18 protein-coding genes are annotated in these 24554 nt (G+C 51.2%); all 18 read left to right on the forward strand.

The annotated features are described in order from the left end of the window. The first annotated feature begins 91 nt into the window (after window positions 1-91). The 18 genes from AK95_RS05680 (at window position 92) to AK95_RS05765 (ending at window position 24475) form a co-directional block, all read left to right on the forward strand. Complete coding sequence (locus AK95_RS05680; RefSeq protein WP_071219007.1) at window positions 92-1687, forward strand: extracellular solute-binding protein; 1596 nt, start codon at window positions 92-94, stop codon at window positions 1685-1687. Window positions 1688-2022: 335 nt separating this feature from the next. Next, window positions 2023-4347, forward strand: coding sequence for a helix-turn-helix transcriptional regulator (locus AK95_RS05685; RefSeq protein WP_083397535.1), 2325 nt, complete (start codon window positions 2023-2025; stop codon window positions 4345-4347). A 258-nt stretch (window positions 4348-4605) separates the two neighbouring features. Then, window positions 4606-7206 carry an exo-rhamnogalacturonan lyase family protein gene (locus AK95_RS05690; protein WP_071219008.1) on the forward strand — a complete coding sequence of 867 codons (2601 nt, stop codon included), beginning with the start codon at window positions 4606-4608 and terminating at the stop codon, window positions 7204-7206. Window positions 7207-7275: 69 nt separating this feature from the next. After that, a complete protein-coding gene (locus AK95_RS05695; RefSeq protein WP_083397528.1) occupies window positions 7276-8010 on the forward strand; it encodes a DUF1961 family protein in 735 nt (244 codons plus the stop codon). Between the two features lie 78 nt (window positions 8011-8088). Beyond that, window positions 8089-9135, forward strand: coding sequence for a glycoside hydrolase family 88/105 protein (locus AK95_RS05700; RefSeq protein WP_071219009.1), 1047 nt, complete (start codon window positions 8089-8091; stop codon window positions 9133-9135). 29 nt (window positions 9136-9164) lie between these two features. Beyond that, window positions 9165-11432 carry a rhamnogalacturonan lyase gene (locus AK95_RS05705; protein ID WP_071219010.1) on the forward strand — a complete coding sequence of 756 codons (2268 nt, stop codon included), beginning with the start codon at window positions 9165-9167 and terminating at the stop codon, window positions 11430-11432. 175 nt (window positions 11433-11607) lie between these two features. After that, window positions 11608-12405 (forward strand): polysaccharide deacetylase family protein, encoded by a 798-nt coding sequence (locus tag AK95_RS05710; RefSeq protein ID WP_071219011.1) that lies wholly within the window; start codon window positions 11608-11610, stop codon window positions 12403-12405. A gap of 28 nt (window positions 12406-12433) precedes the next feature. Then, a complete protein-coding gene (locus AK95_RS05715; protein WP_071219012.1) occupies window positions 12434-13720 on the forward strand; it encodes an FG-GAP-like repeat-containing protein in 1287 nt (428 codons plus the stop codon). 86 nt (window positions 13721-13806) lie between these two features. Beyond that, window positions 13807-14742, forward strand: coding sequence for a phosphotransferase family protein (locus tag AK95_RS05720; RefSeq protein WP_071219013.1), 936 nt, complete (start codon window positions 13807-13809; stop codon window positions 14740-14742). A 237-nt stretch (window positions 14743-14979) separates the two neighbouring features. Continuing rightward, window positions 14980-15645 (forward strand): TetR/AcrR family transcriptional regulator, encoded by a 666-nt coding sequence (locus AK95_RS05725; RefSeq protein WP_071219014.1) that lies wholly within the window; start codon window positions 14980-14982, stop codon window positions 15643-15645. A 117-nt stretch (window positions 15646-15762) separates the two neighbouring features. Next, window positions 15763-16431 (forward strand): pentapeptide repeat-containing protein, encoded by a 669-nt coding sequence (locus AK95_RS05730; protein ID WP_083397529.1) that lies wholly within the window; start codon window positions 15763-15765, stop codon window positions 16429-16431. 99 nt (window positions 16432-16530) lie between these two features. After that, window positions 16531-17760 carry a serine hydrolase domain-containing protein gene (locus AK95_RS05735; protein WP_071219099.1) on the forward strand — a complete coding sequence of 410 codons (1230 nt, stop codon included), beginning with the start codon at window positions 16531-16533 and terminating at the stop codon, window positions 17758-17760. Window positions 17761-18135: 375 nt separating this feature from the next. After that, on the forward strand, window positions 18136-19020 hold the full coding sequence (locus AK95_RS05740) for an AraC family transcriptional regulator (RefSeq protein WP_071219015.1): 885 nt from the start codon (window positions 18136-18138) through the stop codon (window positions 19018-19020). 102 nt (window positions 19021-19122) lie between these two features. Then, window positions 19123-20121, forward strand: a complete 999-nt coding sequence (locus AK95_RS05745; protein ID WP_071219016.1) for a phytanoyl-CoA dioxygenase family protein — start codon at window positions 19123-19125, stop codon at window positions 20119-20121. A 14-nt stretch (window positions 20122-20135) separates the two neighbouring features. Continuing rightward, window positions 20136-20930 carry a sugar phosphate isomerase/epimerase family protein gene (locus tag AK95_RS05750; RefSeq protein WP_235613005.1) on the forward strand — a complete coding sequence of 265 codons (795 nt, stop codon included), beginning with the start codon at window positions 20136-20138 and terminating at the stop codon, window positions 20928-20930. A 375-nt stretch (window positions 20931-21305) separates the two neighbouring features. Continuing rightward, complete coding sequence (locus tag AK95_RS05755; protein WP_071219018.1) at window positions 21306-22457, forward strand: GntR family transcriptional regulator; 1152 nt, start codon at window positions 21306-21308, stop codon at window positions 22455-22457. 39 nt (window positions 22458-22496) lie between these two features. After that, the gene (locus AK95_RS05760) at window positions 22497-23315 is read left to right on the forward strand and encodes an MBL fold metallo-hydrolase (RefSeq protein ID WP_071219019.1); all 819 of its coding nucleotides are present in this window, start codon (window positions 22497-22499) and stop codon (window positions 23313-23315) included. Between the two features lie 41 nt (window positions 23316-23356). Then, window positions 23357-24475, forward strand: coding sequence for an extracellular solute-binding protein (locus tag AK95_RS05765; RefSeq protein ID WP_201259358.1), 1119 nt, complete (start codon window positions 23357-23359; stop codon window positions 24473-24475). The last annotated feature ends 79 nt before the right edge of the window (window positions 24476-24554 follow it).

Here is a 24554-nt window from a genome sequence, read left to right on the forward strand (position 1 = left end):
CTCTGTTGTTAATACCCTAGACGCGCTGATCGATTTGCTTGGAGCTCATGCGGTTTGCAATATGATCTTAATAATAAAGGGAGGCTATTTAATGAAGAAAAAGACAATGAAGGCGAAACGTGCTTCCACATTTCTAATTCTAGGCACGGTTTGTATCGTTCTGCTGGCAAGCTGCTCGTCCGGTAAAAACAGCGGTGGCACAGACTCTTCCAACAATTCGACGGCGGCTCCCCCTGCAAGCGCTTCCGCAGATACGCAGGAAGCGTTTAAGCTGAACATCATGCTCCCGATTTTTAAAACGAACTATCCGAAGGACGACAGTCCCGTAGCGGCTGAGCTCGAGAAGCTGACCGGCACGGACATTCATTTCGAATGGGTGCCTAACGCTTCCTATGCGGATAAATTCAACATTACGCTTGCCTCGGGCAATTTGCCGAAAATCATTTACGTGCCGGACTCAAAGGGCCCGAGTTTCGTTAGCGCGGTAAAATCGGGGGCGTTCTGGGATTTGACCGACAAACTCAAAAATTATCCGAACCTCAGCCAGGCCAGCGAAATCATTCTGAACAACTCCTCGATTAACGGCAAAACGTACGGCGTATATCGCGGGCGCGAGCTTGGCCGCAACGGCGTTTATTACCGCCAGGATTGGCTGGAGAACGTCGGACTTGAGCAGCCGAAAACGATCGACGATTTTTACAACATGCTGAAAGCGTTCAAAGAGAAGGATCCGGACGGCAATGGTAAAGATGACACGTACGGATTGGTTATGGTCAAATGGACGGCCGGCTGGGGAGCGGGCTTCGACCAGATCAAACTGTGGTTCGGTGCACCTAACGTTTGGGGCGAAAGGGATGGCCAGCTCGTACCGGAGTTCGAATACGATGAATATCTCGAAGCGCTCAAGTTCATGAAAAAGCTGTATGACGAAAAACTCGTCAACCAAGATTTTGCCGTCATGGATTCGGCGAAGTGGACTGATCCGCTTGTTAACGGGCAGGCCGGCGTGATTATCGACGTCGTCGACGGAGCGGCTCGAGTCGACGACAAAATCAAGGCGGCGAACGCGGCGGCTGGCAATGATTCAAGGGAGCATTACATGGATGTGTTCGGTGCAGTAACCGGTGCGGATGGTCAAATTCGTACGCTGCCTACCTCCGGTTTTGCCGGCCTATTGGCCATTCCGAAGTCGAGTGTGAAGACTGAGGAGGAGGTCGACCGCATTCTGAAATTTCTAGACCAGCTGAACGAGCCTGACCTGCAAACGCTGACCAGCTTCGGCCTTGAAGGCGTGCATTATACCAAGATCGACGATACAACGCTGGAAAGAAGTACGGACTCCGTGCTGCTCGAGTCTGAAGTCGAAGGTCTTAACCAGATGGTACCTTACATTCCTGAAGGAAAAGGGCTGCAAGTGGCCCAGACACCGCTTCGCTTAAAACAAACAGAGGTTCAAATGAAAAACCGGGAAACCATCGTCGCCAATCCGGCGGAGCCGTTTATTTCGGAGGTGTATTCACAAAAAGGACAACAGCTTGGCAATATTATTAACGATGCGCGCATTAAATTCATCGTTGGCCAAATCGACGAGCAAGGCTGGCGCGATGCAATCGAACTGTGGAAAAAATCCGGCGGCAACGATTACGTGAAGGAAATCAACGAGCTGTACGCAGCGTCCAAATCCTAGGCGAGGTCATTTGAGCAGTGACGTTCAGCGGAAAAAAGAGGCCAGCGGCCTCTTTTTTCTCTATCCGAATTTTTCTTCCGAGAGTTCCCGCAAAATGACGGTAGCAACTTTGTAGCCAAGACTCCACGATGGCCGGTTTTTTGGAATTTCTCTGTTTTTTAAACAATTTACTCTGAAAACATGCAGGTTTTATTAGTAGGACCGCGTTATGCTAATTAAGACAGTCGATTTTATTTCGCGGTTTTAAATTTGAATACGCTTACATATCTGAAAGGCAAAGGACCACCTAACAAGGGAAGGCAAAACTAATTTTAGATATGGTTGGTGAGCTGACGATGAATGGATGGAAAATGTTATTGGCCCGATTATCCGGGAGATCTGGCAGCTTCTATAGGAAAAGTTTAATCATGTTCCTGTTTGTTGCCGGAATTCCCGGCATAATTACCGGGGTTCTCGTATATTCGATGGCCGGTGGTAAGCTGGAAAAGGAGCTGCTGAAGCTCCATAACAACCAGATTGAGCAGCGGTCGCAGAACCTGAATAAACAGCTGTCCAATCTCGAAATGATGCTGGCGCATTGGGCGTTCGATACGAGCTTCGATTATTCGCTCGGAGAACGCGATTTCGTGCGTGATTTTGAGAAGACCCGCGATATTACGAATACGCTGCTCGTCATGCAGGGCTCCAATACGATGATTCGTAACGTCAGCCTCTATTTGCGCGGAAGCCAGCCGGTATTGTTTTATCCGGAATATTCCGCTTTACATGATACAAGTGTCATAAAGCTATACGACCAACTGCTTGACGCAGGAAAAACGACGTATTGGACACAGCTAACGCTGGATCCCGATCAGCCGGGAAAACGGGAATTGACGTTTGTGCATCTCGTTCCAGGCGGCAGCCAAAAACCGATTGGAGCCTTGATCGTCCGCTTGGACAGCGATCAAGTCGCGGAAGCACTGCAGACGATTACCCCTTATGCCGACGGCGAAAATTTTCTAACAGAGCCGAGCAGTCATCTATACGTATCCGCCAACGGGAGCTCGATAGATTCGACGTTCGTAAAGGCAGTCAGGAGCGAGGTCGAGTCAAACGTGAACAAGGAAGGCTCGTTTCTTTATGAATGGAACGACAAGACCTATGCGGTCACGTACGGTTATTTCGCACGAATCATGGATAACTGGCTGTACGTGTCGGCTTCGCCGATCACCAATATAACGGCACCGGTCGTTTTTATATCCAAAGTCATTTTGACGGTCAGCTTGAGCGCTCTCCTGCTGGCAGTAGGGCTTGCTTGGCTTGCATCGATCCGAATGTACTTGCCTGTAAAAAGGTTGATGAAGGATTTGCTGCCAAGCGCCTCCTTGTCGGGCGGAGGCCGGGAGGACGAGTTTACGCTAATCGAGCGGCAATGGCAGCATTTAAGCAGGGAGAGTCGGGAGCTGAACGCCAAGTGGCTCGAGCAGCTGCCGCATGTGAAGGAAAGCTTTCTCCATCAGCTCCTTCAGGGCTATTTGTACGCCTATACGGAGGAGGACCTGAGGTCACGGATGGAGCGGTATAAATGGCAGGTGTGTGGCAAGCAATTTGTCGTGCTGTACGTACAGCTTACCGGGATCGCCAGCATGGAAGGGAAGTTCAAGTTTGGCGACGAGGGACTCGTCACCTTTGCATCCGTCAACATGATCGAAGAGCTGGCGGATTCGTATTTCGAGCAAAGCAGCACGATCAATTTCCATGATCTTGGATCAGGGGTGCTGCTCATCTTGCCGGAAGGGGAGCCATGTACAGAAACGGTCAAATCGTTTTGCGAAAAGCTTGCGCAGACGGTTAACCGGTTGCTGAACATGGTGGTCACGGTGGCGATCAGCCAGGCTACCAGCCGTGTAAGCGACATTCCGCTCGCATTTGAAGGCGTGAAACACGCAGCCAGCTTCCGCAAATTCGATAACGATAACCAGATTATCGAAATGGAGCAGCTGAATTTCGAGGATTCGTCCGAACCGAAGTACCCTTTTACGCTGGAAAGAGAATTTCTTCAGGCGCTTCGAACCGGACAGGAGGCGGATGCCAACGCCTTGCTCGTCGAATTCCAGAATGCGCTGTCCGTGCAGGAAGCAAAAGCGATAGATGTCCAGCAGGGGATGCTTCATTTGTTGGGTTCCATCCAGCATGCGATTCTCGTATCCGGTATTCAGCCGAATCGTTTGTTCAAGGGCGCCAACCTGTATGAGCAGCTTTCCCAGATTAAAGAACCTGCCGGCGCCAGGGAATGGTTCCAAGTGAAGGTGATCGCTCCTTTCATGAAGGAGCTGACGACCCGAACGGATGGCCAGGTCAAACGGCTGATTGAGCATGCCATGATCTACATGCAGCAAAACTATATGCACGACATTTCGCTCGACAATTGCGCCGACCACATCGGCACGAACCCGTTCTTCCTGAGCAAATCATTCAAACAGGTCACCGGCAAAAACTTTATCGATTATTTGACCGAGCTGCGTTTGGAAAAAGCGAAGGAGCTTCTTCGGGAATCGGAGATGAAAATTAACACGGTCGCCGAACAAGTCGGATATCGGCACAGCTACTTTAACCGGATCTTTAAAAAGCTCGAGGGCATGACTCCCACCCGTTATCGTGAGCTTAGCCGGGCAGATTAGGAAGCAAGCCGCGATAAACAGATCGAAAGAAGCAGCCGGCAGCGTTCATGATGTGACCGCTGCCGGCTTTATTGTGATGCGTTGGGCTGTGAAGCACCAGGAGAACCTTATCGTGCAATAAAGTGCTATTCTCGAGAAATCGTGCAATCTAGCCTGGCGGATGTCATCAAGAAAGTGCCATAGCCGGGAAAGCCGCAGCTGTCTACAATAAGGGCGTTGAAACAACGGAAGCCAACAAAACGTTTAGGAGATGATTCCATGAACGACACGCGAGTATCACTGCGTTGGTTAAAGGCAGCCGCTGATATTTCGGCTGGGCTGAGTTGGGGGATGCCGTGGAAGGAGGGGGAGCTTTCGCGGGACGACCGGCTTTCGCTGCACTTGGAGGGCGGGACTGCCCCCGCACTGCAAAGCTGGCCGACTGCATATTGGCCGGACGGCAGCGTCAAATGGACGGCGCATGCCGCCGCATTTCCGACTGGTGCCCCTCACGGGTATACCATCGTGAAGGGAGATTCAGAACATTCACCAACAGCGGCTTCATTGTCCGTACGTGAGGCAGAGGATGGCTTTACCATCGACACGGGCGTCATTTCCTTTCGGGTACCGAAAACAGGCCGCCGAATGATCGCCGATGTTCAACGAAACGGTGTCAGCATAAGCTCTTATGGCGAGTTGATCGCCATCAAGGAAAGTGTAAGCGAGCTGACCGGCAGCCGAACGATCCGGGAGGAACGTTATCAATCCCAAATCTACGAAGCGAAGGTGGAGCAAGCAGGTCCGGTACGAGCGGTCGTCAAGCTGACGGGCCGCCACCGTGCCGTGAACGGAACCGGTGAATGGCTTCCTTTTTCGCTTCGCCTGTACGCTTACGCGGGTCTGGAGTCGATCCGGATGGTGCATACGTTTTTTTATGACGGCAATCCGAACCAGGATTTCGTGAAGGGACTCGGCATCCGTTTCATCCTGCCGATCCGTGGGCCGCTGTACAACCGCCACATCCGGTTTGCCGGTGATACCGGTTATTTAAGCGAATCGCCCAAAACGCTTCATTCGCGGCGCACAAAAGGCAAATATTTGGAGCTGTTCAAGCGTCAGCTCAATGGGGAAACGCTGACCGACGAAGAATTGGACGACGAGTACTTTATGAGTCTGCTGCAAGACTCCGCAAGCTGGGACGGCTTTAAAGTGACCCAGTTCTCAGCCGACCATTATCTGATGGCCAAGCGTACCAGGGCAGGCTGCAGCTGGATCAAATCCGGCGAAGGCCGGAGAGCGCGCGGCGTTGCATATGTTGGTGGGCCCGGCGGCGGACTGGCTCTTGCGATGCGCAATTTCTGGCAAAAGCATCCTTCGGGCATGGAGGCCCACGGCCTTACGACGGACGAGGCGCAGCTGACCGCCTGGTTCTGGTCCCCGGAAGCGCCGGTTATGGACATGCGCCATTACGATACGTTAACGCATGTTGAATCTTCCTACGAAGGCGCGGAAGAGCTGCGCGCAACTCCGTACGGCGTCGGCAATACGAGTGAGCTGACGATTTGGTGCCGGGCGTTTACGCCGTCGCCGGTTGAGCTGGAGGCTTACGCGAGCTATAACGACTCGCCTTCGCAGCTTGTATGCGAGCCGGCTTATTTGCGCAGCCAGGGCGCTTTTGGCATTTGGAGCTTGCCGGACCGGGGAACGCCCGCCAAAGCCCGCCTCGAAGAGAAGCTGGACGGGATCATTGCCTTTTACCAAAGGGAGGTGGAGCAGAGGCGCTGGTACGGCTTCTGGGATTACGGCGATTTCATGCACAGCTACGACCCTGCGCGCCATGTCTGGAATTATGACCTCGGCGGCTGTGCTTGGCAAAATACGGAGCTGGTCCCGAACATGTGGCTGTGGCTGATGTTTTTGCGCTCGGGACGCGAAGACATTTTCCGGATGGCGGAGGCGATGACGCGCCATACGAGCGAGGTCGACGTCTATCATTTCGGGGAATACGCCGGGCTCGGCTCCCGGCATAACGTCATCCATTGGGGCTGCGGCTGCAAGGAAGCCCGGATCGGCATGGCCGGACTCCATCGCTACTATTATTATTTAACGGGGGACGAGCGGATCGGGGATATGATGGACGAGGCGAAGGATGCCGACTATACGACCGTCCATATCGACCCGATGCGCGCCTATTTTCCCAAGGATGAGCATAAGACCCATATCCGGGTCGGCCCGGATTGGGCGGCTTTCAGCTCCAACTGGATGACCCGCTGGGAGCGCAAAGAGGATTTGTTTTACCGCGACAAACTGCTTACCGGCATTCAATGCATTAAACAGGCGAATTACGGTCTGATCTCCGGTCCGACTTACGGTTATGATCCGAATACCGGCTTGCTGACGTCGATGGGTGACGACAACTGGGGGCGCCATCTGGCATTATGCATGGGTGCGCCGCAGGTGTGGTTCGAGCTGTCCGGCATGCTGAAGGATAAGCAGTGGGACGACATGATGGCCGATTTCGGAGTTTTCTATAATCTTTCGCAGGAAGAAAAGGATCAAATCACAGGCGGCGCCATCAGCACAAAGCGGTTTGAGCATCCAGTCCTGACGCTGGCCCTCGTCGCTTACGGCGCTTGGTACCGTAAGGACAGACGTACAGCCGATATTGCATGGTCGACGCTGCTGGGACACCCTTTTGCAACCACAGACCTGGAAAAAGACGCCGTTGACGTTACGTACGTCGACAAGCTGAAAGAGATTGACTGGATGAATACGAATGAGGCGTCGCAATGGTCTTTGAACACGATCATCAGCCTGGAACTGATCTCAGATTCATTACCTGACCATGCAGGCTCGGCCCGTCAGGAAGCGAATGTGTAATGAAGCTCGGTTACCGCTCGTCGCCAAAGCGCGGTCAACCAGACCTGGGAAGAAAGGAGCGTGAATACGATGACAACAGATCAACCAACCGAAACAGGGGTCGTGCATACTGCAAAAAGCCCGCTGATTCCCGAAAGGTGGCGTGCGATTTATGCAAACCCACTCGCCAAGCCCGAGCATGTCGCAGATTATCGAATGGAGGGAGATGGAGCCATCACGTTTCCTTTGGGACGTATGCGGCTCGAAAGCGTCCGCGACGAGGCGGAGGGGCAGCGAGCCAATTTCGTATTGTGGTGCCCGGAGGACTTTCCGGCGGACACCGCCGTTTCATGGGATTTTTGGCCGGTACGCGAGCCGGGCCTGGCGATTATGTTTTTTAGCGCAAGCGGTACGGAAGGCCGGAATTTGTTCGATTCTTCCATCAAGCCACGGACTGGTGAATACGACCAGTATCATCACGGCGAAATGAACGCCTTCCACGTTTCTTACTTCCGGAGGAAGTGGGCGGAGGAGCGGAAGTTTCATACATGCAATTTGCGTAAAAGCTACGGTTTCCACCTGGTCGCGCAAGGAGCAGACCCGATTCCAGGCATCATGGACGCGGTCGGACCATACCGGATGCTGATCGTCAAGAGCGGACATCGCATTACGTTTGCCGTTAACAATCTTCCGCTTTTCTCATGGGAAGACGACGGCGTGACGTACGGGCTTCCGATCGCTGGCGGAAAGCTCGGTTTCCGCCAGATGGCGCCTATGATTGGAGAATACGCGAATTTAACCGTATATGCCGAAATTAAATCGTAGTTTACACCGTTATTTCCATAATTACTGCCGGAGCCACTTCCATCTCAGCAGGGGCTTTGGCTAAGGAGGCTTTGCAAATTGAAGTTAACTATCGCTAATGCAGATCTGAAGCTAGCTGTCAAACGAGTAGCAGACTACACCTTCGGCATGGATCTGACTTGGGACTGGCCGTGCGGCGTCGCTTATTACGGGATCAGCCGTGCCTTTGAAGTGACTGGCGAGCAAGCATATTTGGAACGGATGATACAGTGGTGCGATGAATATATCGAAGCAGGACTTCCGGGATGGACGGTCAACACATGCTCGATGGGACATATGCTGCTTACCCTTTACGAACAGACGAAGGATCAGAAATACCTCAATATCATCATGAGCAAGGTGGACTATCTGGAGAACAACGCCCTGCGTTTCGGTGACGGTGTGCTCCAGCACACGGTGTCGGCTAAAAACGATTTTCCGGAGCAATGCTGGGCGGACACTCTGTTTATGGCGGGATATTTCCTATTACGCGCAGGTGTGGTGCTTGGGGAGAAGCAGCTTATTGACGATGCACTTCATCAGTTTTATTGGCATATTCATTATTTGCAGGACGAGAATACCAGCCTGTGGTATCACGGATATAACCACCTTAATAAGGATCATATGTCAGGAATGTATTGGGCACGCGCCAACGCTTGGGCGGCCTATACGATGTCACGCGTGGGACATGTGCTGCCGCAAGCTTACCTATACCCTCCATTTATGCATATTATAAGCTCGCTGCGAGACCAGCTTGCCGCCATCAAAAAGCTGCAGAAGGATGACGGCCTCTGGGGCACCGTGCTCGACTACCCGGAAGCTTATGGCGAGGTGTCAGCCACGGCTGGCATTGCCGCGGCAATGGTGATGCAGAATAATCCGCTTCATGCCAAACATGTAGAGCTGGCGTTAAAGGGCGTGCTGGCTAATATTTCCGATCGCGGACGGGTGCTTAACGTATCCGGTGGAACCGCCGTCATGAACGATATCAGGGGTTATCTCGAAGTGGATAAAAAATGGGCCCAGGGCTGGGGGCAGGGACTTGCGCTTGCCTTACTTTCCGCAGTTATCGAAATGAACAACACGGGAGAACAGGATAACGGATAGATGTTCATATTAAGGAGGGGTGTCGATTTATGAAAACCGTCCATGAGCAGCACAAGTTTGATGCACAGAAGACATCCGGGGTACAAATGGAATTTCTGGACCGGGGGTTGGTTGCAGCAGCGACAACAGAAGGGATTTTTCTCAGCTGGAGATTGCTCGGGAATGAAGTGACCGGTTATAGCGGTAACGGAATGATCGGCACCAATTTCAACCTGTATCGTAGTGGCGACTTAATCGCAGCTGTCCACGACAGCACCAACTATTTGGACCCCAGCGGGACGTTAACATCGGTTTATTATGTTTGTGCCGTTGTGGACGGACAGGAAGTCGACCGTTGTGCCGATGTCACTCCCTGGGCGGGTCCATACTATGAATTACCTCTGCGAAAACCGGCTGACGGTGTCACGCCAACTGGCCAAATCTATACATACGCGGCAAATGATATGAGCGTCGGGGATGTAGATGGCGACGGTGAGTATGAGTACTTTGTAAAATGGGATCCGTCCAATGCAAAGGATGTATCGCATTCCGGCTACACCGGTCCGGTATATATCGACTGCTATAAGCTGGACGGAACTCTCCTCTACCGGATTGGGCTTGGAGTGAACATTCGGGCGGGTGCTCACTATACACAATTTTTGGTCTATGATTTTGACGGAGACGGGAAAGCCGAGCTGATGTTCAAGACAGCGCCCGGTACAAAGGCCATAAGGTACGATCAGGAAGGAATCATCTCCTCCGAAACCTATATAACCATGCCTCCGGAGGATGTGGCTGCAGGGTATAGTCATCAGGACGACTATCGAATGTCCAGCGCGGACTACTATAAGCATATTGTCCATATGTTTATGAGCTGGCACTTGCATGAAGAGGTAGTGACCGGCTGTTGGCCCTCTACACTGGAAGAATGCTTCGGAATCGATCGTCGCTACAATTATCCTTTGCTAGAGGAGGATGCGGAGCGGCTGGCCGATTATTTTCTTGACGTCTATGCTCCCGGCCGGAGCGGCCGCAACAACTTGCGGTCATTCGAGGGCTTCATTCTTGAAGGGCCGGAATATTTAACCGTGTTCCATGGACAAACAGGCGAAGAATTGGAGACGATCCGCTATAAGCCGGGGCGGCATGATGACGGTCTGATGTGGGGGGATTATGCTTGGAATCGCATCGAGCCCGGAAACCGCGTGGATCGATTCCTAGCAGGAGTTGCCTATTTGGACGGAAAAAAACCGTTTGCGATCTTTGCTCGCGGTTATTATACCCGGGCTGCCGTCGCAGCTTATTCCTGGGACGGCACGCGCCTTAAGGAGCACTGGTTGGTTGACAGCGGCTGGATTTCGATGAATAATCCTTTTCATGATACGCTCCGTCTGGAGGACGGCCGGAATGAGAACTTTGGCAGCCTCGCTAAACAAGGGGCGCATTCCTTAAGCATTGCAGATGTGGACGGAGACGGCTGCCATGAAATTATTTACGGGGCGGCGACCATCGACCATGACGGATCCATTTTATACAGCTCCCGGGCCGTAATGCCTCCGGAAAGCACGGCACCTGGAAAAATCGCCAAGCTGGGTCACGGCGATGCCCTTCATGTAGCGAACATTGATCCAGACCGGCAGGGATTGGAGATTTTCATGGTGCATGAAAGCGGTGCCTCGGGACCATACGGATTTACGCTGCGTGATGCGTCAACCGGCGAGGTATTATACGGCGGCTTTGCCGTCGATGACGTAGGGCGCGGGATGATCGGACAGGTTGATCCGAACCAAAAGGGGCTTCAAACATGGTGCAGCGAGGGTTATGAAAGCGATGAAGCATTCGGCTTGATGACATGTAGAGGAGACCAAATGGCAAAACAGATTCCGGGCACGAACATGAGCATCAAGTGGTCGGCCAACATGACAACACAGATGATAGGCGGCCGTTTCGACGAGCCTGTTACAATCGACGATTGGAAACAAGGCAGGCTGCTTACGGCAGAAGGTGCAGTTACCAATAACGGAACGAAGGGAAATCCTTGCCTTGTCGCTGACGTTTTCGGAGATTGGAGGGAAGAGCTGTTAGTACGAACAAAGGATAGCTCGGCGATTCGGATCTACCTGAGCACTGAGGTAACCGACCGGAAATTGTATACGTTAATGCATGATGCCCAGTACAGAACCGGTGTCGCATGGCAGAATGTGGTCTATAACCAGCCCTGCTACACAAGCTTTTATTTTGCTTCCGATATCGATTGGGCGAAGGTCCCTACCCCAAATCTATATTTACCTCGTGTATGCATACGTGATCGCAACTGATGTTTCCGCGGGTGGCCATCCATGTTTGTTGACTTTTTTAATTGGGGCAAATGATCTGTTTAGTACTGGCAGCTTCTCAGTGAAACCAGGTTATCCGTCAGTTGCGCTCCGCTCATTGCCGAAGGGAACTTGCAGTACGCCTGCTGTGGAGTATATACGCTAAGGAGGAAACAGGATGGCGAAAATTTTGATGTGCTTTCCGGAAGGGCGGCACAAAGCGTTAACCATGAGCTACGACGACGGCCGATTCGCCGATCGGCGGCTGGTAGACACGTTTAACCGATATGGGCTTAAAGGAACTTTTCATATCAATTCCGGTCTGCTCGGAACGCATGACAAGGTGGGTGCAGATGAGGTCAAAACGCTCTATACAGGTCACGAGGTGTCGGCACATACGCTGACTCACCCTACGATCGCTCGCTGCCCGAACGAGCAAATCGTGCACGAAATCATGGAAGACCGGCGAAATCTGGAACGTATCGTGGGTTATACGGTGCGTGGGATGTCGTATCCGAACGGCTCTTACAACCACAGAATCAAAGAAATGCTGCCAGGTCTCGGCATAGAGTATGCCAGAGTCGTTGACAGCACTGGACATTTCGGAATGCCGGACGACTTTTTGGAATGGAAGCCGACATGCCACCATAATCGTGACCTGATGAAGCATGCGGAAACCTTCGTCAGCTTGCACAAAAAGCAATATCTGTATCTGATGTACGTATGGGGCCACAGCTACGAGTTCGATAACGATAACAATTGGGAGCTTATGGAAAAGTTCGGCGCCTATATTGGGGGCAATCCGGACATTTGGTATTGTACGAACATTGAGCTTGTCGATTACGCCAAGGCATTCGAAAGGCTGAAGTTTGCAGCTGACTTGGATTTTGTTTACAACCCTTCAGCGTTAAACGTCTGGTTGAACGTGGACGGAGAGATCTTCGAAGTGAAAGGCGGCGAGTTAATCAAGTTTTAATACGAAGAGAGGAATGGAGGGAAGTTGGATGAACCAAGAGATGATCAAAGAACCTATACTCATCGGCAAGCTGGATATACGGGCGGCAGGTCCACGCTGTAAAATGCTGCTCGGCGACTTAAACGGAGACGGCCGGATGGAGATGCTGCTCGTGCAGCCTGACAACCGCCAAGACGTGCGTTATATTCCCCATCAGGTGCAGTGCCTCACTGCGTTTGATCTAGAGGGGGATCTGCTCTGGCAAACGGGGAAGCCGGATCCGGGAGCAGGCAGCCAAGGATCGGATTATCCGGCACAAATAGTCGATATCGATGGAGACGGCCGGTTGGAGGTGCTATGCGTTATGGGTAGCCGACTCGTTGTCATCAACGGGCACGACGGAAGCGTTAGATCGTCCCATGAGCTTCCGGACCCTGAGGCGCACGACTGCATTATCATTGCGAATTTGACAGGCAACCCGAATGGGCGAGATTTCATTCTTAAGGATCGTTATCATCGCATGTGGGCTATGGACCGGAACTTCAATTTGCTCTGGATGCACGAGGGCAACCCCGGCCACTTCCCTTGGGCATATGATTTGGATGGTGATGGATACGACGAAGTGATGGCCGGCTATACGCTGCTGGACCATGACGGCACGCCGTTATGGAGCTGCCGTGATTTGGATGATCACGCCGATTGCATTTGGATCGGTGATGTGAATGGCGACGGAGAGCCTGAGGTTGTAATCGGAGGCAGCGTAACGGTCATGTATGACCGTTACGGCAAGGAATTATGGCGCTACGAAGGCTCAATCGAGTCACAGCATATCGCACTCGGGCGCTTCCGAAGCGAATTGCCGGGAATGCAAATTGCCGGGCTGGATCGAGTCGTGAGAGAGGACGACGGTAAGGGCTTAATTGGTAAGGACGCCTTGTTCCTGCTTGACAGCAGCGGACAAGAGGTGTGGAAGGAAGACCGCAAGACACCCGGCTGGCTTACGATTATCGAGCCCTTGAGCGGGTGGGCGGAAGGTGCGCCAGACTATATTTTGGCATACCGGCGCGGTGGGGGCATATTCCCAACATTGTATGACGGTCATATGAACGCGGTAGTGGAGTTTCCTTCCGAGGGCTATGCCGTCCATGCTGACCTATGGGGCAGCCATACGGAGCAAGTCATTATATACAGCAGCGAAACCGCGTCCATATATTCGAGCATGCCTGCGGATCTGAGCGAGATCCCTTCGGGTATTCCGCTCTCGCAGCCGAAACGCTTGTCCTGCTCGACATTGTATCCGGGCGGGGAGGTACCCCCAGCTATCTCATTAAACTAACGCGAGGTTAGTTTAATTATAAACGTACTTTCCAAAAAAAGTGTGGTAATCTATTCGAAATACGACACTTTAGAGGGTGAAAAACTGTGGGAGACACTGTTGCTGCACAAGCAGAACGAATTGCAAGCGATTTTCTTCTTGAAAAAATAAAAACATCTTACCGGATCATAGGAAAAGGCATCGTAAATCAGGTTTTCGTAGTTGAAACGGAGAATCGCAAAGTCGTAGTTCGCATGAACGACTCAGCTGCATTTCCAAGCTATGTGAAAGAAAAATGGTGTATTGAACAAGCTGCCGCAATTGGTATTCCCGGACCTGAAGTGTTGACTATTGGTGTAATTGATGAAACCGCATATATGATTCAAGCTTTCGTTGAGGGAGACAACGGGGCAGATAGTACGGTTCTCAAGACCGATGTTTGGAGGCAGCTTGGCAAATATGCCAAACTTATTCATTCGATCCCAGTGAAGGGATATGGGGAAAATCTAATAGATCCGGTCCATGGTGAGTTTCATTCCCCTTCCCACGCAGGATCGGACGGCAGTTGGCTAGGATATGTGCAGTATAATATCAATAGTTTGACGGAGAATGATCGGTTGATTGAGCTTAGAGTAATCAATCAAACGAAATCACAGAGAGTGCGAAAACTGTTTGAGAATTTGAAGAAAGAAAGGTTCCGTTTCGGTTTAATCCATGGAGATATTTCATTGAAGAATACGATTATCAATCAGTCGGGACAAGTCATATTATTGGATTGGGGCAATGCAGAAGTAAGAACGGTACCGCATGGGGATATGATTTGGCTGATGCGGTGCCATATGCTAGACGGAAATCCGAATATGGAAGAATTAAAAGCATTTGTAGACGGGTACGGCATAAGTGCAGAAAACCTAGCTGATATGAGACATTTGCTGCTATTAAGCGCGTTCGATAACCTTCGATGGGCCATTGATCGAAATCCGGATCTGATCGAATCCTATGCTGCGTTCGCAAAAAAAGTTGTTGAACTGATGATGGACTAGCAGAGATTGAAAGATGAATTTGTATCAAATAGAAACCCCGCCTAGTCTGGTGTGGTTTTTTTTTGCCTGGGAATGGTGGTATAGCCGCGTATCCGCGCCTTCTATTGAATACAGAAGCCAATAACACTGGGCAATGAATAACTAAAATCAAAAAAACTTCAAAAAGGGGGTTGACAGCAAACGGATGATTGGATATATTTGTTACATACCAACCGAATGTATGAAAGGAGAGGGCAAGTGGCACGAAATAAATATCCGGAAGAAACCATCAACCAAATTCTAACCGTGGCGCTTAATCTGTTCATGCAAAAAGGATACGAGCAAACCTCCATTCAGGATATCATCAATGAACTGGGCGGGTTGACAAAAGGAGCGATTTATCATCACTTCAAATCGAAGGAAGAGATCTGGCAGGCCGTCATCGATCATGCGTTCAAAGGCGTAGACGAGATGCTGTCCGGCATCCGGGATGATAAAGGGCTGAACGGACTGGAGAAGCTCCGCAAGATTTCCCAAGCCTCTCTCGACAATGCTGCCCGCAACGAACTGGCATCGGTGGGGCCGAACCTCTTGCGCAATCCGAAGCTGCTGGCGGCCCAGATCGAGAACATCCTCGAAAAAGCCGTACCCGTCTATATCCAGCCCATTATCGAACAGGGAATGCGAGACGGCTCGATCCGAACCGAGTATCCAAGGGAGCTTAGCGAAGTCCTAGTGATTCTCACCAATATTTGGCTAAACCCGGAGGTCATTGAGGCTTCGCCCGAGATGATGCTGCATAAGGTAAGATTTTTCGATGAAATATTGAAAGGCCTGGGGCTTGACCTGTTCGATGAGCAAATGTATCAACGATACGAGGAATTGTTTCGAGTGTCAGCGAGAGAAGTCAGCAAAGAAAAATAAACTGCCGAAAGGCAGCTTATTTTCACACCTATTCATACCATCGGTTGGTATGAATAGGTGGTCCGGATTCAAAGTAATGGTGTTAGAAAACTAATTATAAGGGAGATGTGAATATTTATGAATCAAACCAAAACCTCTAACTCGCAGGAACGGCAAGTAGTGACAAACTTTAACGCAAGCAATCTGATGAAAAGCGACTTTGCAGGCGTTACGGCCCATAATGGACAGTTTAAAAGCAGCTCGCTCTCCGGTTCCGACTTTTCGGGCGCTGATTTGACGGGAAGTTCGTTTAAGAGCAGCGACGTACACGGTACCCATTTTGACGGCACGAATCTGACGGACTGCAACCTGTCCACCCTTGACCTGGCCAATGCAAGCTTCAATAAAACGGTCCTTGTGCGCACCGACTTCAGTAAGTCGAGGTTGGCCGGCGTAAAATTCTTGGACGCCAAACTTACCGACGTCAATCTGACGATGACCGATCTTAGAAACACCGTCTTTGAAAATTGTATGTTCGACGGGGTGGATTTCACAAATAGCGATCTGACAGAGCTGGTGCTTGACGGCCAAACCTTCATCGGGGTCAAGTTTGACAAAGCAGGGTTGAACGGCGTTTCGTTCAAGGGCGCGGTAATCAAGAATTCGTCTTTCCAAGGATCTTTGTTGTCCAAAAAGTATTACCGTGCCATCAAAACCATCTGCTTTGACGGCGCAACGATGGATAAACTGACCTATGCGGCGCTTAAAGGCCTGGAGGCCGATTTATCCAAGGTTACGGTTATTTAAGACAAATGGAAAACGCAAAGCCGGGCGAAAGTGTAGTTTAAAACAATGGGATTTACAAAAAAAAATTAAAGTGAGGGATATCAAATGAATAAGATTGCAATGGGACATAGCAACAAAGGATTCACTGAAAAAGGGCTGCGCAGAATGCACGACGTGCTGGCAAGGCATGTCGATTCTGGAAAGATTCCAGGGCTCGTCGCCCTAGTCAGCCGGAACGGGGAGACGCACGTTGAAGCGATCGGTACGATGCGCCATGACGGTGGCGCGCCGATGCGCCGGGACACGATCTTCCGGATGGCGTCCACTTCCAAGATGGTCGGAGCCGCGGCGGTGATGGTCCTGCTCGACGAGTGCAAGCTGCATCTGGATGACCCGGTAGATAAGTGGTTGCCCGAGCTCGCCAACCGGCAGGTGCTGAAACGGCCCGACGGCCCGCTGGACGAAACCGTGCCGGCACGCCGGCCGATCACCGTCCGGGACCTGTTGACTTCTACGTTCGGGCTCGGAGTGGATATGACACTAATGGGTTCTCCGATCCAAAACGCGATCTTCGAGAATGGATTATTTGACACGCCAGGGCAGGAGATGCCTGAGCCGGATGAATGGATGCGCCGCCTGGGTACGCTCCCGCTATGCTACCAGCCCGGAGAGCGGTGGCAGTACCACATGAGCAACGAAGTGCTCGGCGTACTCGTTGCCAGGGTCACGGGTCAGACTTTCGAGACGTTCCTGCGCGAACGCATCTTTGAACCGCTGGGGATGAAGGATACCGGCTTCTACGTGCCCGAAGGCAAGATTGACCGGCTGCCGCCCGCCTACGTCCCTGATCCGCAGACCGGAGAGTTCATCGTGTGGGATGAGGCGGCAGGCGGACGCTACAGTAAGCCGCCAGCATTCCAAGCAGGCGGGGGCGGACTGCTCTCAACCGTCGACGACTATGACGCGTTTTTACGGATGCTGCTGAACCAAGGGATGCACGGGAACGAACGGATCCTGTCCCGGCCCGCCGTCGAGCTGATGACCACGAACCGTCTTACGCCCGAGCAACAAGCATTCCGAGACGACTTGGCCAAAAACAACGTCCATTTGTCGCATGGCCAAGGGCAGCACGGCGGCTGGGGATTCGGGATGGCAGTACGCACCTACCGCGGCGATTACGCGTCCATCGGCCAGTTCGGCTGGGACGGTGGAAGCGGCACCTCGGCGTACGCCGACCCGGACAAACAACTCACCGGAATCCTGCTCACTCAAGTCGGAATGTCCACCCCGGATTCGGCGCATCTTATCCACGACTTCTGGACCATGGTCTATCAGGCGATCGAAGACTGATACCGAGCCAGGGCCTGATACGTCCGCCATCAACCCACGACATCTAACGGTCAGCCGCCCTGGTGGCCGAACCATCGATGTTTCCACCATTGGTCTTGGCCCTGTTTGCCAAGAGTAGCCTAGCCAGATCCGGTAGATGGATCGATAATAGGAAAAGTCTGGACTTCATTTTATAAGCAAGAATGAGCCATTTGACAAGAAAAAATACGCTTAAAAGCCGCGAAGCTGCGGCTTTTTGTGCTTTAACGATAAATGTTCTTGTTAAAACCCCATATATACTTAGTCGAAAATGATAAGAAGATCTATGGTTAACCATAGACCTTTGGTACAATCGTAAACAACAGACAAAAGCAGGGAGGAAGGCGGTAGAGAGGAATGACTGAGCAAGAATGGCCGGTAGTTCATAACGTCGGCGACATTATTATCCAGGCCGGTTTCATACTCGGTCCGAGAACCATTAACGATTACGAACTGGTTTACTTCCCCGACGGTTCTGGAACAGTCTATGAGATAGGCGGTCAAGTCTTTCTATTAGATGAGCCTTGTTTCATCTTCACTCGTCCAGGAGAACAGCATTCATATCGTTTCTGCGCGGAGAAGAATGTGCGGCATATGTTTGTCCACTTTGACTACGCAGCCCTTCGGGAAGAGAATGAAAGGTTCGAACCTCTTTTTAGCCAGGGCAATCGGTTTCTCTCCAACCAGCATACGCTTGTTGCTGGTATGATGCAGAAGATGCTTTGGATTGCGAATCACCAATCTTCTTATTGGCGGAGACGGCTGGCTGTGCTTGTTGCCGCTTCGCTTGAAGAATTGTCGTCTCATTCTGGATATACAGATGAAGGGAGCCTACTCTCCTTGCCAGTCCCGATTCAACGGGCACTGGAATTCATGGAGGAGCATCTGGCGGAGCCCATAACCATCGAAGAAATCGCGGCGCGATCCGAATGGTCGCATGAGCATTTCACCCGCGTGTTCGTTGTGTCCCTGGGTATGACGCCGAAACGTATGCTGCTGGAAAGAAGGCTGCGCCGCGCAGAGTTTTTGATGATGAGGGGAGCAGGTTCGGTCAAACAAATTGCCTTTTCGGTTGGCTTTGGGGATGAACACCATTTCTCCAAAATATATAAACGGATTCGGGGGATTACGGCCTCTGATTATCTAAAACGCTGCAATGATCCATTATTTCGTCATACGGCCGACCTTTTGGATTCGCGCACGCCATACCCGGTTAATCGATATATCTTAGTCAAGCCCTAGATCAAATAAACACATCGTTTTCCGGTTTCAGACCATTGAGAACACGATTGTGGCGCGGCTACAATGAATGTGTACATTCATAATGACGGAGGGATTCAGATTATGGGTAAATTTTACGTCCCGAAATCACGCGCCAGGGACAATCGTTATTTGGTTAGTGTGAAGGAATATACGAACTATCACAAGGAAGGCTATCTGATTGTTAGAGGCTTGTTGTCAAAAGATGATATCGCCGAATTGTTTGAGCTGGCGGAGGATTCTAGGCTCAACCGTCTTCAGCCGGACAAGACGGCGGATGCTGGCAGCACGGATCCTCTCAAGGAGGAATTCGCGAAGGCGACACGGATTCATATGCTGTCCCGGCTGAATGCGGCGGCTGAGCGAGGCATGCTCCATCCACGAATTCTTGATGTGACAGAAGCACTGATCGGCCCCGACGTCTATGCTCTTCAGTCCATGCTCTTCCTGAACCCGCCTGGGAAGGGAGGTCAAGGCTGGCACCAGGATTCCTGTTACATCAAGACGCATCCCGATACACTGATTGGAGCGTGGATTGCGCTGGAAGAAGTGGATGAGGAGAATGGCTGCTTATGGGTCGTTCCGGGGTCGAATCACGAACCTGTGTATCCGCCTGATGGAATCGGTGGAGGGAACGTTCATGCAGTGGATGCGTTTGAGGATTTGAACAGGGTCCAGAACGTCAGCCATATAGACGATAATGTGAATACGCTGTCAAAGGTAGTCGCGGGCTATCCGCCGCCAATCCCGGTTATTCTGAGCCCGGGTGACGTGCTGTTTTTCCATTCACACCTGTTCCACCGCTCTTATCCCAATCGAACTTCGGACCGTTACCGCCGATCTTATGTGTGCCATTACTGCAACGCCCGGTCTTGGGTTCCTTGGGATCATGACGGATTCGAAGGGGATTCGGGTAATTACCGCCAAATTCTTGCGCGCGGAAGCACGCATCTCCCGTACGCCGAGCCTGTATTCGGTACCGAGGTGTTCTTATCTGATGAGGAAGAAGATTCGAATAGCGTGACCATGATGGGAATGGACAATGGCATGATGATGCCGATGGGGATGACGAAGGACGATTAAATCTAGGGAGGATTATGATGAAGCTGCAATTATTTCATGCTTTTTGGGGCATGGAGGGGACATTAAGAGAGAAATTCGAGCGAGCTTATCTGAACGGCTATCAAGGTATTGAAACAGGGCTTCCGAATGATGCTGACAAGAATGAATTTAAGGAGCTGCTGCAAGAGTTCAAGCTGTTATATATCCCTCAGATATTCACTTATGGAAATCATAAGGAGGTTTATCACGAGCAATTGGAAAGTGCATTGGAGTTTTCGCCGATCTTCGTAAACTCCCATACCGGTAAAGATTACTTTTCTGAGGAAGAACAAGATTCACTTTTTAAGTTCGCTTTGAGCATGGAAAAGAAGCTGGGCGTTGACGTGGCGCATGAAACCCATAGAGGACGCGCCATGTTCACTCCTCGCGCAACCGTGAAGCTGCTGAAACAATTCCCGGAATTGAAAATCACGGCGGATTTCAGCCACTTTACCTGTGTCTGCGAATCATTGCTTCATGATCAAGAAGAGGATCTGGCCTTTATGATTAGGCGGACTAAGCATACTCATGGAAGAGTGGGGTATGTTAACGGACCACAGGTTCCTCATCCGGCAGCACCTGAATATGGGGAGGAACTGGCAAGGTTCGAAGGCTGGTGGGAACAGATTTGGGCGCATTGCAGCCAAGCAGGCAAGCCGTACTTCACGGTAACCCCTGAGTTCGGTCCGGTCAGCTACATGCCTCGCACTCCATTTACAGGAGAACCTGTGGCCGATTTGTTTGAGATCAATCACTGGATCGCGGACCGCTTTAGGCAGAAATACAGCTAGACCAAGGGATTATACAGTCAGAGAACTTATAGACTTTAATGGGCAGTGCGTGAACGGGGATCAGGTTGAAAATAGCCGCCAGGCTTAGACTGGCGGCTATTTTGTGTACCATTTGACATTTTTACTCGGGGTGAGGCATTATCCCATTCATTTGCTAACGATTATGGTGAGATCACGGATTTAAAGCTCTAATATGTGAAGCGAATCATATATCACTGATATGTATTATTTGATATAGGAACGCAGAATTGCGATTTAACATAGAATTTACGAGAATTTTACATATATATCATTGAATATGTCAGTGACATAACTTAACGTCAAATTAGATCCCTTGCGGATACGAGTCGACTCAATGATTTGAGGGATAATTTGATGAAAGATGTACGTTTGATTAAACAGAATCAATTATATCACCGGGTGGCTGATCAGGTGATCGAGATCATTAAGAGCCGCAGGCTGCGGCCCCATGATCCGGTTCCATCCGAAGGAGAGCTTGCCAAGCTGTTCGGCGTGAGCCGAATGACAAGCAAGCTGGCGCTTCAAAAGCTGGCCGAACAGGGATTGGTGTACCGCCTGCCCCGAAGAGGGACCTTCCTTGCCCAGCCTCAAGAAGGATTGATGGTTGATGCAGGGATTTCTACCCAGGGCACCGTGGCGGCGCCGAACGTGGAGAGGCCGTTCGGACAGGTCGCGCTCATCTTGCCCCATTTGTCCGATTACACTTCCAGGATTATCGCCGCCGCCGAGGCTGAAGTGCGAAAGCACGGGTGCGACCTCATTCTGAAAATGACGAAGGATTGCGACGATGAGGATCTCTGTCTGGAGAGGTTGGCCGAAGGAGGAATTACCGGTATCATTCTGTTTCCCCAGGGGCGGAAGACCTGCAGCGATCAAGTATTGCGATTAAAGCTTCGCAAACTGCCGCTGGTGATCATCGACCGTATTTTTCATGAAGTGGAGATCGATTGCGTGTATCACGACCACTATATGGGTTCTTATCAAATGACCAAGTATTTGATCGAGAAGGGGCACCGGGAAGTCGGATACACTTCGAACGCGATCGATCATATCACAAGCAGGAAGGAGCGGTACCAAGGCTATATCCAAGCACTGCTCGACCATAAAATTCCGGTCAAGTACCAGAACATTCATTTTCGAAGCGTCGCTTGCGATACCAGACGTATTAATGAGCTCGATCCGGAGCAGGAGCGGTTTATTCAGGACAACCCCCGGATGACGGCCATCATGTGCGGTGATGACCATGTCGCCATCTCGACCATTCATACCGCATTGCAGATGGGTATTCCGGTTCCTGAAAAGCTGTCCATCGTCGGCTTCTCCGATATCCAGTTAGCGGCATATATTCCAACCCCGCTTACGACGGTTCGACAAGATACCGAGAAGCTTGCTCGATCGGCCGTTGAATTGCTGATGAAACGCGTTGGCAACTCCAACGAGAATCCAATCACCATTAAAATTCAAACATCGATTGTAGAACGACAATCCGTTCTGTCCAGGACCTAAAATGGATCACTACAGTTTGCATGGCAAGGAGAAATGACTTTGAAAATTCACTTTCTAGGAACCGCAGCCGCAGAGGGCTTTCCCAATGCCTTTTGCCGCTGCGAGCATTGTACCAAAGCGCGGGAACTTGGTGGAAAAAATATCCGTACACGAACTTCGGCCATCATGGACGATGTCATCAAGTTTGACTATTCCCCGGATTCCTATATGCAGGCGCTGCGGGACAATATCGATCTGGGGGCAATCGAGCACCTGCTCGTCACGCATTCGCATTCGGACCATTACAATGCTGCGGATCTGGAATGCCGCAGGGAAGGGATTGCGCACGGCCTCCAGCATCCGATGCACATTTATGGGAATGGTACCGTGATGCATCACACGCGTGCCGCCATCGGCCGCTTTGAAGGTCAAAGGTATCAATTCCATCTGTTGCGCCCGTATGAGACCTTTGCTATGGGCGATGCAAGGGTAACGCCATTATTGGCCGATCATGATCGGATGGAAACCTGTCTGTTATACGTGATCGAAAAGGAAGGGAAAAAACTGCTGTACGGGCATGATTCGGGCTGGTTCCCGGATGCGACATGGGCATGGTTAAAGGGCAAAAAGCTGGATTGCGCCATCCTCGACTGCACGCATGGATATACGGGGAATGCCCGCGACCGCAATCATATGTGCGTGGAAACGGTGCTGGAAGTCCAGCGCGAGTTCCAAAAAGAAAATATCCTGAAGCCTGAAGGCCAAATCGTCGTCACACATTTTAGCCATAATTCCAAGCTGCTACATGAGGATTTTGTCCGTATCTTCAGCCCCGCCGGGATTTTACCGGCATATGACGGGTTGATCATCAACATTTAAACCAAACAAAATGACACGATCAAAGGAGAGTTAAGGGAATCATGAGAAAACTTTCAATGGCGTTACTTCTCATTATGTGTGTGATTGTATCGGCTTGCGGAGGCGGCAGCAATGCCGGCAATGCAAACGATGGCACTTCGGAGTCCGGAGCGTCGGCCGGAACACCGGCTTCATCGGAATCGTCGTCTACGGAACCAGACCAGAATGAGAAGCTGATTGTGTACACGAACGCGAACTCTGACGGCCGCGGCGAATGGCTGATCGAGAAAGCGAAAGGTGCAGGCTTTGACATCGAAATTGTCGGAGCGGGCGGCGCCGACTTGACGAACCGCTTGATTGCCGAGAAGAACAACCCGATCGCGGACGTCGTATACGGCTTGAATAATATGCTTTATGAGAATTTGAAAAAGGAAGACGCTCTGGCTAAGTTTGTTCCAAGCTGGGCCGGCGATGTTGAGCAGGGCTTAAACGATCCGGAAGGCTACTATCATGGTCTTGTGAAGCAAGCGATTCTGCTTGGTTATAACCCGAACGAATTCACGGCCGATACCGCGCCAAAGGACTGGACGGACCTTTATAAGAACGATGCGTACAAAGGGAAGTACGAAGCTCCTACGCTGCTTGGACAAAATACGCCTCGCCTTATTGTAGCGGGGATTCTGACCCGCTTCCAAGATCCAAACGGTGATCTCGGCATATCCGAGGAAGGCTGGAATGAAATTCAGCAATTGTATGACAACGGCGTCAGCGCAGTCGAGGGCGAAGACTTCTATGCCAATTTGGCCAGCGGTAAAACGCCGCTAGGAGCGCTCGTCTCCGGAACCCTGCAGCAGAAGGAAGAGCAATATAACGTGAAAGCAGGCATTGTCAGCCCGGAAATCGGCGTACCTATGGTCGTGGAACATGCAGCAATCGTGAACGGAACGAAGAAGCAGGCAACGGCGGAGCGGTTCGTGGAATGGCTCGGATCCAGCGAAATTCAAGGAGAATTTGCGGCTGAGTTCAATGCCATGCCGGCAAATACGAAAGCGGTTGAGCAAGCCAATGAGTCCGTCAAGGAACTGTTTACTTCGTTAAAACCACAAGATTTCGATTGGGCTTTTATTGCTGCAAACATGGATCTGTGGGCGGAGAAAATCGAGTTGGAGATTATGCATTAAGTAACGGAATGGAGTCAAGCCGGCTGCATGTTGGGGATGCCAATATGCAGCCGTTCATTCAAGTACAACAAAAAGGAAG

It is taken from the genome of Paenibacillus sp. LC231 (assembly GCF_001860525.1).
Taxonomy (GTDB): Bacteria; Bacillota; Bacilli; order Paenibacillales; family Paenibacillaceae; genus Paenibacillus_AQ.